Consider the following 970-nt stretch of genomic DNA (forward strand, 5'->3'; position numbering starts at 1 on the left):
CGGGCCCCGCTGCCCGCACGCGTCGTGCCCGCACGCGTCGTGCCCGCACGCGTCGTGACGGGAGCCCACCCCCGGGGAGGGAATCCCACCTCCCCGACGGAGGGGACCTCACATCCCGGCGAAGCCGCTCCCCAACAGCGCGAAGGTCTGATCGATCAGGGAGGCGATGTCCTCCCGCCCCCCGCCCGCGGCCCATTGGAGGAGTGCTTCGGCGGTGGCCGCGGTGATGGCGGCCGCGGTCACCCTCATCTCGTACGTGGGCTCCTCGACGCCGGCCCGCCGGGTGAGCACGGTGAGGAAGAGCTCCTGCGGGTTGTTGTCGCCCCGGTGCAGTGCGGCGCGCAGCGCGGGGACCTCGGTGATCAGCCGCATCCGGGTGAACAGTTCCTCGCGCTCGTGCTGGAGCAGTTCGTGGATCTGGTTGGCCATGGCTTCCCGGCAGGACTCCAGGAAGGGCTCGTCGGCGGGCCGCTCCAGCAGGGCGGCGATCATCGCCGGGTCGTACTCGTCGGAGAGGACCAGGTCCTCCTTGGTGGCGAAGTAGCGGAAGAAGGTGGACGGCGAGACCTCGGCGGCGGCGGCGATCTGCTCGACCGTGGTGCTGTCGTAGCCCTGCTCGGAGATCAGCCGGTACGCCTCGCGGCGGATGGCCTGGCGGGTCTTCAGCTTCTTGCGCTCGCGCAGCGACAGCGGCGCCTCCAGTTTCGCCTGGACCGGGTTGGTCGGGGCGTCCGGGAGGGCCGCGGTCGGCTGCTGGGGAGTCATGCCCCGATTATCCGCGATCTCCGGTGCCGGCCGCGGTGTCCGCGGGCATCCGGGCCGCGACCAGCACCGCCGAGACCACCGCGACCAGCCCGGAGACCAGCAGCACCACCCCCATCCCGTGCACGTACGCGGCGTGCGCGGAGGCGCTGAGCGCCGGCCCGCCGCCGGCCCGGGCGACGGCGTCGGCGGCGACCACCGACTCGCC

General features: G+C 73.2%; 1 protein-coding gene and 1 pseudogene. Both read right to left on the minus strand.

Annotation, left to right across the window (positions count from 1 at the left end; genetic code table 11):
* Window positions 1–108: 108 nt before the first annotated feature.
* Window positions 109–765, minus strand: coding sequence for a TetR family transcriptional regulator (locus tag KS423_RS46215; protein WP_224285623.1), 657 nt, complete (start codon window positions 763–765; stop codon window positions 109–111).
* Window positions 766–772: 7 nt separating this feature from the next.
* A pseudogene (locus tag KS423_RS46220) lies at window positions 773–970 on the minus strand (MFS transporter); the annotation flags it as partial.

Origin of the sequence: Streptomyces sp. LS1784 (assembly GCF_020103755.1) — a bacterium.
In the GTDB taxonomy this organism is placed as follows: Bacteria; Actinomycetota; Actinomycetes; order Streptomycetales; family Streptomycetaceae; genus Kitasatospora.